This window comes from Chlamydia buteonis, from assembly GCF_900634605.1.
Lineage (GTDB): Bacteria > Chlamydiota > Chlamydiia > Chlamydiales > Chlamydiaceae > Chlamydia > Chlamydia buteonis.
In genome coordinates this window covers 133,383-147,492 of record NZ_CAAAFM010000002.1, presented here as the reverse complement: position 1 = coordinate 147,492, position 14,110 = coordinate 133,383, and the positions used below count along the sequence as shown (strand labels likewise).

Here is a 14,110-nt window from a genome sequence, read left to right as displayed (position 1 = left end):
TGCTGCCCTAGAATTCTATAAGTCCTTCAACATAAGTTTTTTACCACAATTAAAACGACGACTTTAAAAACAAAAACATGATTGCAAAACTTAAGTTTTTATTTTCTTCTAAAAAACTTCTTTACTGAATCTATATTTTTATTTTTGATGAATACTCTCAAATGGTCTAAAATTTATTTGCGCTTTTCTTTTAAAGCGCTTTTTGGCCCTATTTATAGTAGCCATTGTAGAATTATTTTAGGTTTTTATGATTAATCCCCCCGCCCAAAAACAAGCTGCTAGACGTTACACGCACTCTGTCAAAATTGGGAATCTTTATGTAGGTAGCGACCACTCGATAAAAACACAATCAATGACAACAACACCTACAGCGGATGTTAATGCTACGGTTGCGCAAATTTGTGCCTTAGTAGAAGCTAGGTGTGAAATTGTTCGTGTTACTGTACAAGGGATGAAAGAAGCTCAGGCATGCGAACATATAAAAGAACGTTTGATTGCCTTAGGAATGGATGTCCCCCTTGTAGCTGATATACATTTCTTTCCTCAAGCAGCGATGCATGTCGCAGATTTTGTAGATAAAGTCCGTATTAACCCAGGAAACTTCGTTGATAAACGCCACATGTTCACTGGGAAAACATATACAGATAAACACTATGCGGATAGCCTTCTTCGATTAGAAGAAAAATTCTCTCCTCTTGTTGAAAAATGCAAGCGTCTAGGGAAAGCAATGAGAATTGGAGTGAATCACGGATCTCTTTCCGAACGTGTTATGCAACGTTATGGCGATACCATTGAGGGTATGGTTGTTTCAGCACTTGAGTATATTGAAATATGTGAAAAGCTTGATTATCATGATGTTGTTTTCTCTATGAAATCTAGCAACCCTAAAGTGATGGTTGCTGCGTACCGCCAGTTAGCTAAAGATCTTGATGCCCGTGGCTGGCATTATCCTCTACATCTAGGGGTTACTGAAGCAGGAATGGGAATGGATGGAATTATCAAATCCGCTGTTGGCATAGGGACTCTTCTCACAGAAGGTTTAGGTGATACCATTCGTTGTTCTTTAACAGGGTGTCCGACAGAAGAAATCCCTGTTTGTGAAAGTTTATTAAGACATACAGCGACATACCTTAGTCTTCCTAAGAGAAATAACCCTTTTGCTTTAGAAAATTCTGAAAGTTTCGTCAATGCTGCCAGGAAAATCACAAAAACAACCCCCTGGGGATCTGTCTATGGTGTTTTTATTAAACTGAATGAAGATCATATCCTAAGTACCACAGTTGAACATCTACTTGAGCAGTTAGGAATCAACCCTACAAATGGGAAAAAAGATTTCACAGCTCCTGATGGTGTGGTTGTGCCGAAAAGTTTTATCGGCACTTCGATTCTTGAAAAATTAGAACAGCATTTAATTATTTTCCATCATCATGAAGTTCCCTGCCTTTATGATTATAACAAAGAGATTTGGAATCAGGAGGAAGTATTAAGTTCGCCTTTCGTGCACTTTCACGCCTCACCTCCGTTTATTCACAGTACAAGAGGGTTCTTTGAAAAGAAACAATGTGAGCAACAACCTGTAAAGTTGGTATTTTCAAAAGATCTCGATGATGAATGTGAAGCAGCAGTTGCTATAGCTACAGAATTCGGAGCACTACTCCTTGATGGTTTAGGAGAAGCTGTAATTTTGGATCTTCCTAATATTCCACTTACCGTAGTTCGAGAAATTGCCTTCGGCACCTTACAAAGTGCTGGCGTACGTTTAGTAAAAACCGAGTACATCTCATGTCCTGGATGCGGAAGAACTCTCTTTGACCTTCCTGAAGTGACAAAACGTATTCACGACAAAACAAAACATCTTGTAGGATTAAAAATTGCCGTTATGGGATGTATTGTTAACGGCCCAGGAGAAATGGCAGATGCTGATTTTGGATTTGTAGGATCTAAAACCGGCATGATCGATCTCTATGTAAAACACACATGCGTGAAAGCGCATATCCCTATGGAAAAAGCTGAAGAAGAGCTTGTGCATCTTCTGCAAGAACATGGTGTATGGAAAGATCCTGAATGAGACATTTTTATCTATGGCACAATCTACTACCCCAGATAACCACCTAAATATACTAACTTTCCCAGAACTCTCTCACCTCCCCCTACGTCATGGATTGTTCCCTAAACAAACAGATGCAGAAGGCTACGTCTATGTTCCTAAAAATGATGAGATCCGTAAAGCTCTAGGTGCTGAACGTTTTTGTGATCTCCATCAAGTGCATAGCACAAGTTTACGTCATGCTACATATACAACCCCTTCAGGATGCCCTGCTGACGGATTGTATACTCATGATCCTCTGCTTTCTCTGCACATCCGACATTCTGACTGCCAACCAGCAATTTTTTATGATCCAGAAAATCATGTCGTTGCTAATGTACATTGTGGATGGCGAGGACTTGTTGGAAATATCTACGCGGTAACTGTAGCTACATTAAAACGTGTATATAACTCCTGTCCCCAAGATTTAATTGTTGTTATAGGTCCTTCTCTAGGCCCTGATTTTGCTATTTATCCCGATTATAGAGAGCTTTTTCCTCCGAGCTTTTTTGCCTTCATGCCAAAGGAAAATCATTTGGACTTCCGTGCGGTAGCGAGAAAACAGTTGCTGGACCTTGGAATCTCAAGTTCTAAAATTACGATTTCTGAAAGGTGTACATATACCGAACATGAGATTTTCTTCTCTTCTCGGTACCGCAACTACTATTCAGAACCTAACGTGATAGATACACCTATAAAAAAGAACAACGTCACTGCTGTTCTTCTTCTTCCTAGATGATCCTATTATTTTAAAAATCAAGTAACCTTTCTGGTTGTTCTATAGCATCTTTGATCTTGATAAGAAAACCAACCGCCTCTTTACCATCAATGATACGATGGTCATAGCTAAAGGCAACATACATCATGTCCGCAATGGCGATTGTATTATCGATCACTACAGGGCGCTTTTCTATTTTGTGCATTCCCAATATTCCCACCTGCGGAGGATTGATAATAGGCGTAGAAAGTAAGGAACCATAAACCCCACCATTTGTAATAGTGAAACTTCCTCCTTCTAACTCCGGAAGAGAAATTAAACCATCTCGAGCTCTATTTGCCAAATCTGCAAGTTTCATTTCAATGTCACCACTAGAGAGTTTATCGCACTCACGAATCACTGGGACAACAAGACCACGTTCTGTTCCTACAGCAATGGAAATATCGTAATACTGGCGATAAACAATATCATCGCCATCAATATACGCATTTATACGAGGATAAACCTTCAGCGCTTCAATAACAGCTTTTATGAAAAAGGACATCAAACCTAGTTTCACATTATAGCGAGAAGAAAAGGCCTCTTGTTTTTCCTTCCGAAGTTTCATCAGAGGGGTCATATGAATCTCATTGAATGTTGTTAACATTGCTGATTCATGAAGAGCTGTAACTAAACGTCGAGAAATCGTTTTGCGTATTGATGACATACGCTCACGAACCTCATTTTTGGCTCCAGAACGTTGTGGTTCTTCTTGCATTTTCTCACGTAAAGGAACAAATGTCTTTCCCTCAGCAGGAGGATTGTGAACTGTAGACCTCGGGAAACAAATGATCTCGGCATCTACTGTCTCCTCTACTGGAGTTTCAGAAACAGATTCATTAGCATCATAGATCTTAGCAACAATTCCACCGACGGCAACAACATCTCCTTCAGCGACAGACCAAACAATCCTTCCAGATATAGGAGCATAGATAAGCTGATTTACCTTCTCGCTTTCGATCTCCATAATACCTTGATTCTCCTGAACCAGACTCTCTGAAGTCACTAAAAGAGAAGCTATTGTTACTTCGCTTATGGATTCAGCGACATTTGGAATGCGTACTTCTGTGATCATACATTACCTAAAGAAAACAATGTTTCCATTAATGTTAAAAATTCTTGTTGGCTAAGACGTGCAGAACCCGTAGCTGTTGAACTACTTCTTGGTCTGCTAACGCACTTTAATTTTTTAGGGAAAATCTCTTCAGTAGCCATGAAAATATAATCATAAGCACCCATATTCTGTGGTTCTTCTTGAAGCCAAACGTAATGATCGACTTTAGAATACTTGCCAATCAAGGAAAGAAGATCTTCGAGATATAAAGGATACAAACTCTCAATACGCAAACAAGAAAAGTCTTTCTTACGTTCTTGAGGTAAGGCACCTTTAAAATCATAATATACTTTTCCAGAACACAATACTAATACCTTAGCATCATAATTGGGTTCGGCATCTTCAAGGATAGGACGAAACCCTCCTGGCTCAGTAAACTCATCAATAAAGCTTGTACATTCAGGATGCCGCAAAAGCATTTTTGGAGTGAAGATCACCAGGGGTAAAGATAAATCTCGTTTTGTATGTTCACGCAGGATACGGAAATATTGTACCGGAGTAGAAGGAATCACAACTTGAAAATTCCAATTCGCAGCAAGCTGTAAATACCTTTCTATACGCGCTGAAGAGTGTTCTGGTCCCTGCCCTTCGTAGCCATGAGGAAGAAGAACAACAAGATCAGAGTGCAGATCCCATTTTTGAATCGCAGATGAAATATACTGATCAAAAATAATCTGCGCTCCATTGGAAAAATCTCCAAATTGCGCTTCCCATAAAACAAGAGTACGCTCTGCTTGCTGAGCATAACCATATTCGAAGCCTAGAACAGCATATTCGGACAATGGCGAATTATAAATATCTACAGAGCCTTGATCAGGAGATAAATGATACAAAGGTGTGTAAGTATCTCCAGATTTGATATCGCTCCATAATAAATGTCGCTGGCTAAAGGTCCCACGAATAGCATCTTGTCCCGAAAGACGTAGGGAAAATTTCTCGATCAATAAAGAAGCAAAAGCAAGCTCTTCAGCCATCCCCCAATCAAAGCCAATTTCTCCTTTAGCCATTTTCATTCTCTTATCAAGCAGAGCTTTTACCTTAGGATGGGGCGTAAAGTTTTCGGGAAGACCACACAATTTAGAACTTATATGAAATACCGTATCACGTGTTAAGGATACATCGATATCATTTATTAATAACTCACCGAGATCCATACGATCGCAATGACGACAATCTCTTTTAGAGAGTTGGTGATTTTCTTCTTGCTTTAATGATTGGAATTCTACGTTGAGAACATCCTGAACGCCTTTTTCAAGTTTCTTCAAACTATCTTCAGAGATTTCTTCACGATAGTTATCTAATAAATACTTCTTATAAATCTCTCGAATGGTAAGCTTTTTCTTAATTTCATCGTAGAGCAGAGGTGCTGTTATCGAAGGGTCGTCACTTTCATTATGACCGTATTTACGATAACAGCATAAATCGATAATTACGTCACAACTAAATTCTTCACGTACCTTCAGGGAATACTCTATAGCCTGCAAACAAGCGACAACGTCCTCAGCATTTACACGAAATACCGGAATGCCCAACATCTTAGCAATATCTGTACAGTAAGGCGTGGAGCGCGATTCTCTAGGCTGAGCAGTAAATCCTATATGGTTGTTTACAACGATGTGTAACGTTCCCCCTGTGGAATACCCAGGGATCTGACTTAATTGTAAAGTCTCATACACAACTCCTTGTCCTGAAAATGCGGCATCGCCATGAACAAGAATCGCTAAACAAGAATGTTCCTTACCAGAATCTAGTTGATGTTGCAAAGCTGCCACAACACCTTCAACAACGGGATCCACTGCCTCTAAATGGCTAGGATTTGGCAACATTACGAATGTCACTTCCTCACCATTTTTACCAAGAGATCTAGATACATATCCCTTGTGATACTTCACATCACCAACTGTATCTAAACCTCGAGATGTAGGATTATCCTCAAATTCCATAAAAACTTGGGAATAAGGCTTTCCTAAAACATTAGTCAAAACATTCAAACGCCCACGGTGAGCCATACCAAGAATATAACTTGTGATATTTTGAGTAACACCATAGCGAACAAGATGTTCAAGCATGGAGACCAAACTTTCACAACCTTCTAAGGAGAACCTTTTCTGCCCTGTAAATTTTATTTGCAGAAACTCTTCAAAAAAGGTTGCCTTACATATATCTTGATAGGAACGCAAAAGCTCTTCTGGAGACCTTTGAGGAGGCTTACTCTCCATGAGCTTCCATACATACTCTTGCAATTGAGGAGAACACGCAAGGGTTTCTACAGAGATACTACGACAGTAAAAGTTTTTTAACGCTTGGATTAAATCACGCGCAGGAACTTTAGGCTGAGGGAGGAGACCTAAAGAAGGGACAATTTCATTAAGATCTATATTCTTGATCTTTTCTTGAATTAAAGGAGAAGGATTAACGGAAGTTAAGGGAGAAATCTGACTTTGTAAATAACCATAATAACGGTATATCATACAAAGAAACTGAGCTTTCTTTTCTTGCAGAGCAGCGTATGCTTCTTCATTTCCGGAAGAAGCTGAAGCAGCGCCCTCCTGACCTAATTGATATCCTTCAAAAAAATATTTCCATGAAGGATCCAAGGTTTCATGATTTAGAAATTTTTGAAACATAGCCTCGATCCAATCCATATCCGAAGAATGGACTTGTCCAGCAAACTCTGAATCCATATGATGTTTGTTCTCGATAGATGCGATCTGAATTTCGTTTCATAGCAAATTTTTATTTTTCAAAAAAAACAATCTTTGTTTTTTTTCTATAGTTGAAAAAAAGCAAAGGATACATTACACCTGCTCTCTAGAATACAGGATGGTGCCCACTAGATGAAAAGTGAACGTTTAAAAAAACTCGAATCTGAATTACGTGACTTAACCCAGTGGATGCAATTGGGTTTGGTTCCTAAAAAAGAAATCGACCGTCACAAAGAAGAAATGCGCTCTTTAGAAAACAAAATCCATGAGGAGAAGGAGCGTTTGCAACTGCTAAAAGAAAGCGGTGAAGTTGAAGAGTTTGTTACTCCAAGACGCAGTCCTGCAAAAACCGTATATCCTGACGGGCCAAGCATGTCCGATATCGAGTTTGTTGAAGCTACAGAAACTGAAATTGATATTGACCCCGGTGAAACTGTAGAAATCGAACTTCATGATGAAGATCGAGAAGAAGGCGCTGTAGAAATTGATTACTCATATGACGACGATGAGGATCCGTTTAGCGACCGAAATCGTTGGAGACGTGGGGGCATTGTTGACCCCGATGCTAATGAATGGTAAATCGCCCTTAGCCCTTTATATCCATTTTCCTTTCTGTTCAAAGAAATGCCATTACTGTAGCTTTTATACGATTCCCTACAACTCTGAATCGATAAGTCTGTATTGTAATGCTATTCTTCAAGAGGGTTTGCAAAAACTTTCTACAATTAAGGACACGCATTTCATAGATACTGTATTTCTTGGTGGAGGAACACCCTCATTAATTCCTCCACAAAACCTCCACAACATCATTAAAACACTCGCTCCCGATGCTCAAGAAATCACCCTAGAGGCTAATCCCGAAGACCTTTCTGAATTTTATTTAAGAGAACTGATTCTCACTTCTGTTAATAGGATTAGCATTGGCGCACAAACTTTTCATGATCCCCTTCTGAAAGCTCTAGGGAGGATCCACTCCTCAGCAGCATCTATAGATGCTGTACACCGCTGTCATGAACATGGATATAACAATATCTCCGTGGATCTTATTTACGGTCTTCCAACACAATCCCTAGCAGATTTTATAGCTGATCTTCATCAGGCTCTTACTCTTCCTATTTCGCATATCTCTCTTTATAATCTAACCCTAGACCCCCATACATCTTTTTATAAGCACCGTCGTATTCTAGCTCCCTCTATTGCTAATGATGACATACTTGCCACTATGAGCCTATCTGCTGAAGAACTCCTTACCTCACGTGGATTTTCTCGTTATGAACTCGCCTCTTATGCCAAATCTGAAGCTCAATCAAAACATAATCTTTATTATTGGACAGATAAACCATTTTTAGGCTTAGGAGTTTCTGCCTCACAATATATTAATAAGGTGCGGTCAAAAAATTTCTCAAGAATCTCTCAGTATCTACGTGCGGTACGTAAAAATCTTCCTGTTCATGAATCTACAGAGAGCTTGCCAGAAAAAGAACGAATCAAAGAAGCGCTAGCTCTAAGATTACGTCTTACCAAAGGAGCTAGATGGAAAGATTTCCCTGCCATATTAATGGAGTCTCTTGCCTCCCTTCCTCTCATTAAAGAACTCTTCGATCGCAATAACGAATTTTTATTCTTAAATAAACAAGGTCGTTTATTTCATGATACTATTGCTGAAGAGATCATGAATATTTCTTTTTAATTTTAATAATAATTAACAACTGTTATTGGATTTATTAAAAAGACAATTAATTGTTATTAAAAATATGAAAGACAAAACAGATAATAACGAACTCAATGATTTCTCATTAGAAAATATCACAAGCAGAGTGCGAGCAAGAGCAGAGACTAACCCAGCTCTATTTACTCTAACGGGATCAACAATCACATCAACAAAACCCATTGATATGAATAGCCAAAATATTAGTGGGGTAGCTGATCCTAAACAAAATTCCGATGCCGTATCCCTAGGCTATTTACAATCCAACTACGTGTCAAAGACTGACCCGAATTCAGGGTACTTATCTACACAAGGTGGGACCATGTCAGGAAACATTAATATGAACGGGAACTCAATTATAAATGTGAAGATGCCTGAACAAAGCGAAACATTAAGGTCTTTAAACCCATCAGCTGCAGCAACCGTAGGCTATGTTATGAGTACAGCAGATACAGTAACAAATAATCCTCAAATTAATGAAGCAGTACAGAAAATTTCAGATGTATCCGGAAAAGTCAGTATAATTGAAGCCGCTTTAGGAATACCGCCGAGTCAAGAAAAACCACCAGAAGAAGAACAACCACCAGTTGAAGAACCTGCTCCGGATACTTCGCTATTTGTAAAAATCTCTGGTAGCACCATGTCAGGTGATTTAGACATGACAAACCACACAGTTAAAAATGTCAAAACCCCAACAGATTCTAATCCTAAAGATGCTGCTAATGTTGAGTATGTGCAATCTAAAATCACTACACCACAAATTGGTTTTTTAGGGAATACAATCACTGGACAAACACAAGTTACCGACTATTTTAACTGGAAAACAACTACTTCCCCTCCACTACCACTGGCTCCGAGTCAAGCGACCCCAGCTGTACCTGTTTCGGATCCAGATGGATCACCAACGACGCCTGCTCCCAATGTGCCCAAACCAGTACTTCCCCAACCGATAAGGATGGACTCCACTCCAGGTAGCCAACCGGGAGCAGACGAACCAGACGGAACAGAAGAACCGACAAAAACTGATAATGTAACCAGCACACCAATATCAGATAAGTACTTAAAAATTGAAGAGTCTGATACACAAACAATCAAAGTGTTATGTCCTGGGATTTTAATACTATCTGCAACAGCTAATTGGAGTGGTAACACTGCCGCAAATATTAGTGTTATATTAAATCCATCTACACAGGAAACAGAAAGATCAAGATTGGATAATAAAACTGCTGAAAGCGATACTGTAGTCTACACTGTCTCAGCTTTACAATCGGGACAGAACTTATTCTTTCAGATGCCCGTTCAACAACCTTCTGATCTCAAACTTAAACTTAATTCTACAACAAATGGCACTCCTGCCCGTGCTGGAGCAAAAAACCTAAACGCCTCTTCATGGTCGTGGCAAACGACTTTACTTCCGTCCAATTTCCAAACAGCTAGCATATAGTTGCTGTTCTAAAATAAGGCTAAGTTTATCACTTAGCCTTATTCATAATTTAATAGGCAGCTCCTATAAAAGTCACAGTCCAAGTGCGTTGAGAAACCTCTGGAGTAGACGAAATCTCAAAAATTAAGTCTGTTGATACTGATGCTCGATCACCAGGAACAAAAATATAAGTCTTTCCTATCAAGCTAGAGTTCGAATTCCCCGTCACTTTATAACACTCTTGTTTTTCTCCTCCTTGGGGTTGAAGGGATAACGCGCAACTAACCTCCACAGATTTAGCAGGCGGTGGAATAGGAGGGGTTGTTTGAGTAAAGTCATAGAGAAAAGAAACACAATAAACACCTCTGCGCAATAGCGTAATGCTATTTTCATCTTTAGTCTGGATATATAGCTCAGAATTTTTAGATTTATCATAACCTGTGGATGATGACCCATTAGAAGCACCTTGTTTTAAACAGACAAACGGTATGTCCATACCCGACCAATTTGGATATGAATTATTGCCACTTGTTAAACTCTTTAACGTTTCTGTTATATCGCCTACAGCAACAATTCTTTGAAGATCATCCTTTGAAGTTCCTGTAGAAATAGCTCCTAAAGCAGCCGTTGTTTTATTTTTTGGATTTTCTGATATCAAAAGATTAGTAATGGTAGGTTCTGGTGTTGTTGGCGATCCTTGTTCACTTTTTTGAAATCCCAAATCTCCCTGCATAGAATTCCCACCAGCACGCACTAACCACTTCGCCTCTTGGGGTTTTTTAAGAGTTACATCAGGTTGTATTCCTGTATCCCCAAGAGTAGGTGTTCCTAGATCTTGAATAATTTTATCCAAACCATTTGCAGATGTAAGTTGATTGATACGATTAATAAGATCGGTTACCTTGTGAGCAAGAGTACCTATATCCTCTTCTACCATACCAACAGACGCAATATCGGTAGAGTTCACAAAAGTGGTTTTATACGAAGTAGGTAGACCAACTACAGTATAAGAAGATCCCATGTCGATATCACCAATCATTAATCCTCCGGTACTTCTTAAAAAGGCTCCCGTCGTAGTGATATCTCCTTTTTGCAGGTAATCACTGAGGTCACTTTTTAAAGCAATACTCCCATTAGGGGCAGGGTCATTATTACCTCTGACTATGTTTGTAATTCTTTGATTGGAAACGTTCCATGGTTGACGCATGACATTCTTACTCGTGCCATTACTATCATTAACACAAGAAAATAGAATTTTCTCATCTGGAATCACGTTCTGATTTTCAACAACCTCATTCTCATTATTGGAAGTTTCGTTTAATTCCTCAGGAGTAGTAGCACTAGAATACTGCGTTTTTATATTTTTAATTATATTTTTCATTTTTTAATTTATTAAAAACTTCTATTGATCAATTTCAAACACCAAATAGAACAAAACATTATTTTAAAGTATAAAAATTATTTTATAATAAAAATCTCGACGGATTTACAGAGGACAAGCTAAGGTATAGTGATCGAAAAACATGGAGAGTGTTGTGCCGCAACAAAGCATTATGTCAACGATCGTAAATTTGATCTTTTTTCTATCACCGTCTATACCCGTATTAATTTTTTATAGAATGTTATTCAAAGGAGAACCCTTAGCCCCTAAGAAACATTTTAGAAAGTACAAGAATCTTCTATTCCTATGTGCGTTTATTATCATTGCTACGCCTATCTTATGGAATGTGCTGTACATCGTAGCCATGGCCTCTGGAAAAATCAGAATACGAAAGACTGTGCCTTCTATGGATCCAGGATACATAAAATTGATGGGGACACCGATTCTTGTCTTATTTATTTGGTCATTAATAGAACCATTTATTCTTTGTAAGAAAATGCGTAAGATTAAAAATCACTACGCAAAACTAGCGAAAGAAGCAGAAAATGCTTCTGTGAAAACTGAACAACCTCCTGCTGTGAAGTGCTGCTCAGGACACTCCTGCTGTAGCAACATCTCAGATATATAGGAAGCATGTATTGAGGAATCTTAAACCAAGATTCCTCTTAAAATTCTCCATCGATTTATCTTGGAGTGTGAAAGAGAAAAATCGTAGGTGTCTTCGTAATTTTTTGCGTCACCTCATCGAGATCTTTAGATTGTAACCACACGTCTACGGATCTTGTAGAAACAAATTCTTGATCACCAGTAAGATCTATGCCTACGCATAGATCAGCATGACCCGGTAAAACTTCTAATAACGCTTGAAATGTATGAACATTACGGTAAGGTGTTTCTATACATATTTGTGTATGTTGTTTTCTGGATCCGCTCTTTATACACCGTTCCCTATCCCTAGAATTTTGCGGAAGATAACCCAAAAAAGAAAAGTTTTGTCCTGGCAAACCTGATAACATTAAGGCCAATGTTATAGAACATGGACCTGAAAATGCTTGAATGGACAAATTAAGAGCGCGAGCACGACGTACGAGTCCTGCTCCTGGGTCTGCTATACAGGGGAGGCCCGAGTCAGAAACCAATCCCCAGCTTTCTTTTTTTTTTACAATAGGCTCAAGATAAAAATCCCAAGCCTTTACAGACCGTGCGTTCTTACTTAATACTGCTATAGGAAACTTGTGTGTTTCCTGAACTTTCCATAAACTCAGGAAAGTACGACCACCACGATCACTCTCTGCAATTAAACCTTGGAGTTTAGGGATAACTTCACTTATACCCGCAGGTAAAAGATCCACTCGTCGATTTCCTAAAGTATTTGGGAAAATATACAAAGTCATGTACTTGTCATCCTAATCAGCAAAGTTTCCATAGCTATTATAGAATCTTGAGTATTATTCTTGATAATACTCTCAGCATAAAATAAATAACTCAAAGCTTGATAGAGCCGTTCTTTCCCATAGGCAATAAAAAAGCGATGTTTCCTATCCTCTGTTTCTTCTTCTAAACTACGTAAGCCGTACAAACACTGCCCACGAAGAAAAGCTATTAATCCCAAAGGTTCTTCCCCATGTTCATGCAACAAAGCGTGAAGTATTGCTTGACTTGCAGAAGTATTCCTTTGAAGTACAACATCGCGTAATTTCCATAGAGATACCTGCTCTTGTTTCACGACAAAGTTTTCAATATCGTTGTACTCTAGAACTTGCTTTTTCCCTAAACAGCAAAGCAACTTATGAAATTCCCCAAGAAGATTATGCATTTCCACTTGGGGTAATTTCTTAATAAATACTGAAGCCAAGGCTAAAGAACAGGAAATGCCTAAAAGGGAAGCTTTTTGAGATAGGAGGATAGCCATACGCTTCTCCACATCAGACTGCCATTCACCAAATAACGATAAGAACACTGCAGAAAGAAGCTCCTTCCGCAAAGACTGGAAAAACGACTGCTTAGTGGTAAATAACATTAAGGTAAGATGAGGATTAGGATTTCTAGCATAGCGAGCTAGAAAATCACGCGTTTGCTGGGATAGCTTCTCTGCTTGGAAAACGGAAACAACTTCTTTAGAGGAAAATAACCCATAAGATTCCGTCCACTTTGACAAGTCGGTAATTGTTAATCCCAAAGCATCAACTTCCTGAACTTTCCCAGGAATAAGCAATTCTACACACACTCGCCGATCTTCTTCAGAATTTGAGCCAATGACTGTGAGGTGCGGAGCCTTTTCCTTGTAGAATTTGGAAAAATCTTGGAAGCAAGTGTAGTCTTGCATCTCCTAAACCTCCTAGCACAGATAAGGGTAGAGACTTAGTATACCCATTACGAATCTAACTGTACAGAGAGAGTCGATAGAATCCTCGGTATAAACAAAAAAACGGTAAGAGATCTTCTATATCCTCTTACCGTTCTCCATCGCCTAACGAAATGAGTTCCTATCGAGAAACGAGTTTCATTAATTGTTGACGCCAGCCATGAGCTGTACGAACACGGCTTTTAGAACCACAGCGTCTTTTTGCTGAAGAAGCGCATACACGTTGGCAAGAAGCTGTGTGTTTGTGATGCTTATGGCATGACATAGCAGGTTTTGCTACTGATTTTCTACCAGCAGGCTTACGAGCTGCCTTTCTAACCGCAGGCTTGCGAGCAGTAGTCGTTTTGGCGGCTGTCTTACGAACTGCCTTTCTAACCGCAGGCTTTCTAGTAGCAGTCTTCTTAGCAGTAGCTTTTTTAGCTACAGTCTTGCGAGCAGTAGTCTTTTTAGCAGCTGTCTTACGAACTGCCTTTCTAACCGCAGGCTTTCTAATAGCAGTCTTCTTAGCAGTAGCTTTTTTAGCTACAGTCTTGCGAGCAGTAGTCTTTTTAGCAGCTGTCTTACGAACTGC

Annotated in this window: 12 protein-coding genes (1 of these 12 running past the window's edge); 6 read left to right on the top strand and 6 right to left on the bottom strand. The window is 39.2% G+C overall.

Translation table 11 applies throughout. From position 1 onward, the window contains the following. Positions 1-247 precede the first annotated feature (247 nt). Together E1N70_RS04115 and pgeF are read left to right on the top strand one after the other, a co-directional pair. Positions 248-2,068 (top strand): 4-hydroxy-3-methylbut-2-en-1-yl diphosphate synthase, encoded by a 1,821-nt coding sequence (locus E1N70_RS04115; RefSeq protein ID WP_131744278.1) that lies wholly within the window; start codon positions 248-250, stop codon positions 2,066-2,068. A 13-nt stretch (positions 2,069-2,081) separates the two neighbouring features. Next, on the top strand, positions 2,082-2,825 hold the full coding sequence (gene pgeF / locus E1N70_RS04110; RefSeq protein ID WP_131744277.1) for a peptidoglycan editing factor PgeF: 744 nt from the start codon (positions 2,082-2,084) through the stop codon (positions 2,823-2,825). A gap of 10 nt (positions 2,826-2,835) precedes the next feature. Here pgeF and sucB read toward each other — a convergent pair whose 3' ends face one another. Together sucB and E1N70_RS04100 are read right to left on the bottom strand one after the other, a co-directional pair. Next, positions 2,836-3,918: a dihydrolipoyllysine-residue succinyltransferase gene (sucB, locus tag E1N70_RS04105; RefSeq protein ID WP_131744276.1), complete on the bottom strand. Its 1,083-nt coding sequence runs from the start codon at positions 3,916-3,918 to the stop codon at positions 2,836-2,838. Next, positions 3,915-6,641, bottom strand: coding sequence for a 2-oxoglutarate dehydrogenase E1 component (locus E1N70_RS04100; protein ID WP_131744275.1), 2,727 nt, complete (start codon positions 6,639-6,641; stop codon positions 3,915-3,917). The genes sucB and E1N70_RS04100 overlap by 4 nt, the downstream gene beginning before the upstream one ends. A 153-nt stretch (positions 6,642-6,794) precedes the next feature. On the opposite strand from E1N70_RS04100, the gene E1N70_RS04095 reads away from it, so the two are divergent. The 3 genes from E1N70_RS04095 (at position 6,795) to E1N70_RS04085 (ending at position 9,814) form a co-directional block, all read left to right on the top strand. Further along, the gene (locus E1N70_RS04095) at positions 6,795-7,241 is read left to right on the top strand and encodes a hypothetical protein (RefSeq protein ID WP_131744274.1); all 447 of its coding nucleotides are present in this window, start codon (positions 6,795-6,797) and stop codon (positions 7,239-7,241) included. After that, a complete protein-coding gene (gene hemW / locus E1N70_RS04090; protein ID WP_131744273.1) occupies positions 7,231-8,352 on the top strand; it encodes a radical SAM family heme chaperone HemW in 1,122 nt (373 codons plus the stop codon). Before E1N70_RS04095 ends, hemW begins: the two co-directional genes overlap by 11 nt. A 64-nt stretch (positions 8,353-8,416) precedes the next feature. Continuing rightward, a complete protein-coding gene (locus E1N70_RS04085) occupies positions 8,417-9,814 on the top strand; it encodes a hypothetical protein (protein ID WP_131744272.1) in 1,398 nt (465 codons plus the stop codon). Between the two features lie 49 nt (positions 9,815-9,863). Here the strand turns inward: E1N70_RS04085 and E1N70_RS04080 are convergent, their stop codons facing one another. Beyond that, positions 9,864-11,174: a hydrolase gene (locus E1N70_RS04080; protein WP_131744271.1), complete on the bottom strand. Its 1,311-nt coding sequence runs from the start codon at positions 11,172-11,174 to the stop codon at positions 9,864-9,866. 142 nt (positions 11,175-11,316) lie between these two features. Here E1N70_RS04080 and E1N70_RS05130 point away from each other — a divergent pair, with 142 nt between their 5' ends. Continuing rightward, positions 11,317-11,802: a hypothetical protein gene (locus tag E1N70_RS05130; RefSeq protein ID WP_165478215.1), complete on the top strand. Its 486-nt coding sequence runs from the start codon at positions 11,317-11,319 to the stop codon at positions 11,800-11,802. A gap of 55 nt (positions 11,803-11,857) precedes the next feature. On the opposite strand, the gene E1N70_RS04070 is transcribed toward E1N70_RS05130, so the two are convergent. The 3 genes from E1N70_RS04070 to hctB form a co-directional block, all read right to left on the bottom strand. Continuing rightward, entirely contained in the window at positions 11,858-12,568 is a 711-nt protein-coding gene (locus tag E1N70_RS04070) for an SAM-dependent methyltransferase (protein WP_131744270.1), read from the bottom strand. Then, on the bottom strand, positions 12,565-13,500 hold the full coding sequence (locus E1N70_RS04065; protein ID WP_131744269.1) for a DNA polymerase III subunit delta: 936 nt from the start codon (positions 13,498-13,500) through the stop codon (positions 12,565-12,567). Before E1N70_RS04065 ends, E1N70_RS04070 begins: the two co-directional genes overlap by 4 nt. 160 nt (positions 13,501-13,660) lie before the next feature. Further along, positions 13,661-14,110, bottom strand: the 3' portion of a protein-coding gene (gene hctB / locus E1N70_RS04060) for a histone H1-like DNA-binding protein Hc2 (RefSeq protein ID WP_131744268.1). 204 nt of this gene lie beyond the right edge of the window; only the last 450 of its 654 coding nucleotides appear in the window; the start codon falls outside the window, past its right edge; the stop codon is at positions 13,661-13,663.

Excerpts from the sequence above, each read along its gene's own strand:
- E1N70_RS04115 (WP_131744278.1), top strand. The coding sequence starts at position 248 with ATGATTAATCCCCCCGCCCAAAAACAAGCTGCTAGACGTTACACGCAC.
- pgeF (WP_131744277.1), top strand. The coding sequence starts at position 2,082 with ATGGCACAATCTACTACCCCAGATAACCACCTAAATATACTAACTTTC.
- sucB (WP_131744276.1), bottom strand. The coding sequence starts at position 3,918 with ATGATCACAGAAGTACGCATTCCAAATGTCGCTGAATCCATAAGCGAA.
- E1N70_RS04100 (WP_131744275.1), bottom strand. The coding sequence starts at position 6,641 with ATGGATTCAGAGTTTGCTGGACAAGTCCATTCTTCGGATATGGATTGG.
- E1N70_RS04095 (WP_131744274.1), top strand. The coding sequence starts at position 6,795 with ATGAAAAGTGAACGTTTAAAAAAACTCGAATCTGAATTACGTGACTTA.
- hemW (WP_131744273.1), top strand. The coding sequence starts at position 7,231 with ATGAATGGTAAATCGCCCTTAGCCCTTTATATCCATTTTCCTTTCTGT.
- E1N70_RS04085 (WP_131744272.1), top strand. The coding sequence starts at position 8,417 with ATGAAAGACAAAACAGATAATAACGAACTCAATGATTTCTCATTAGAA.
- E1N70_RS04080 (WP_131744271.1), bottom strand. The coding sequence starts at position 11,174 with ATGAAAAATATAATTAAAAATATAAAAACGCAGTATTCTAGTGCTACT.
- E1N70_RS05130 (WP_165478215.1), top strand. The coding sequence starts at position 11,317 with ATGGAGAGTGTTGTGCCGCAACAAAGCATTATGTCAACGATCGTAAAT.
- E1N70_RS04070 (WP_131744270.1), bottom strand. The coding sequence starts at position 12,568 with ATGACTTTGTATATTTTCCCAAATACTTTAGGAAATCGACGAGTGGAT.
- E1N70_RS04065 (WP_131744269.1), bottom strand. The coding sequence starts at position 13,500 with ATGCAAGACTACACTTGCTTCCAAGATTTTTCCAAATTCTACAAGGAA.